Source organism: Veillonella sp. (genome assembly GCF_019414865.1).
Lineage (GTDB): Bacteria > Bacillota > Negativicutes > Veillonellales > Veillonellaceae > Veillonella.
Genome location: NZ_DXLG01000205.1, coordinates 1 through 1744, shown reverse-complemented (window position 1 = coordinate 1744; position 1744 = coordinate 1). Strand labels below are relative to the sequence as shown.

At 41.6% G+C, this 1744-nt stretch carries 2 protein-coding genes; one reads left to right on the top strand and one right to left on the bottom strand.

Translation table 11 applies throughout. The annotated features are described in order from the left end of the window. The first annotated feature begins 301 nt into the window (after window positions 1–301). Window positions 302–1075: a hypothetical protein gene (locus tag QZ334_RS08275; RefSeq protein ID WP_295233604.1), complete on the top strand. Its 774-nt coding sequence runs from the start codon at window positions 302–304 to the stop codon at window positions 1073–1075. Between the two features lie 96 nt (window positions 1076–1171). Here QZ334_RS08275 and QZ334_RS08270 read toward each other — a convergent pair. Further along, window positions 1172–1744 (bottom strand): MFS transporter (locus QZ334_RS08270; RefSeq protein ID WP_295233601.1); only part of this gene is annotated, 573 nt, incomplete at its 5' end.

Below are 1744 nucleotides of genomic sequence, written 5' to 3'. Positions count from 1 at the left end.
GTATAATATTTACATTGTATATATACCCCTATGGGTACATAGAGGTTACATTACCTCAGGTATATAAAGTTTACATTACCTCAGGTATATAAAGTTTACATTACCTCAGGTACAAAGCGTTTTAAATTACCTTAGGTACAAAGTGTTTTAAATTACCTTAGGTACAAAGTGTTTTAAATTACTTTAGGCACAGATCGTTTTAAATTGCTTAAGGTATAAAGAGTTTTGAATTATTATTGTGTTGTTTTGTGTTTTATTTCCGGAGTAAGTAAGGCCGGTTCTAGTGTATAGAGAGGTCTATATGAAATTTTTACAGTCTTTATCGGCGCAGGTGTCGTTATTCACGCAAGGTGCTATTTTGGCACTAGGTGTTTTATTTATTCTATTAGATGTCATCACAGAGTCGTTCAATCCTGTAATTGATTTGGCTTGGGTGACGGTTCTAGTTTGTGGTTTACCACTGCTTATTAACAGTGTTCAAAGTATTTGGGAGCGTTTAGAGATCCATGCTAATTTTCTCATTGTAGTGGCCATGGTGGCGCTTATTTCCATTGGCGATTATCATACGGCGGCCTATGTGGGGCTCATCGTACAGGCAGGTTTCTTTCTGGAGCAGCTTATTACGGGTGAGTCACATTACACTGTAGATGATGATATGCTGCCTACAATGCCAGCACAACTCGTTGCTATGCGTCAGGGCATTAACAATTATTCATCTGTCATTGTTGTGGCTGTATTGCTATTATCTATGGGCTCCTTTGCATTGACACAGGATTTCATACATACTATAACATTGTTATTGGTACTATGCCCATGTTCCTTGGAACTTATTTTAGTGGCGTTAATGATGGGCTCCCTTGTGGATGATGCATCTCCTGTATCGGAGCTTTCAAAAGGAACAAAGCAGTCTCATTTAGGTCTACTCATCGTGTCTATTGTATTCCACGTAGCGATCATCTGCGTGGGCGTACTTGGTCTTATCGCTCCTGTTACGGCTGTTGCATTGCACGGTTTGGCACGACTTGGTCTCGTGTACAATTTGAAAGTTTTAAATGGTTCTTTGTGTGTAGCATAGAATTTAGTACAGTATATATTTTAAGACATAATAAAATCCCCTAGTAACCATGTGTTACTAGGGGATTTTTACGTTCATACAACAGCTAGTTGTAGATTATTCTTTTGCTTGGGATTTGTCACCAAGTGTGAGAAGTAGGAATACGATAGCGAGGATACATGCACCAACGAGGGCCACGAAGCCGCCATCCCAACCATAAAGGTCAACCATGAGACCCATGAACGCACCAGCACCAGCGGAACCGATGAGGTAACCAAGAAGGCCTGTAAGACCAGTAGCGCCACCTGTTGCTACACGTGGTACCATGTCTGCTGCTTGAAGGCCAATCATCATAACAGGACCGTAGATGAGGAAGCCAATAGCGATAAGTGCTAAGTTATCGATAAGGATATTGCCTGCTGGGTTGAACCAGTAAACAAGGATCGCCAAGATAACGAATAGCATGAAGCAGATGGTAGCTGGAGCACGACGGCCGCGGAATACGCGGTCACTCAAATAGCCACTTACGAGCATGCCTGGAATACCAGCCCATTCGTATAAGAAGTAAGCCCAACGGGAACCTTCTTTTGTAAAGCCTTTCACAGCAGTCAAATAAGTAGGCGCCCAGCTTACTACGCCATAACGGATGAAGTATACGAAGATATTCGCAATTGCAAGATACCATAAGTA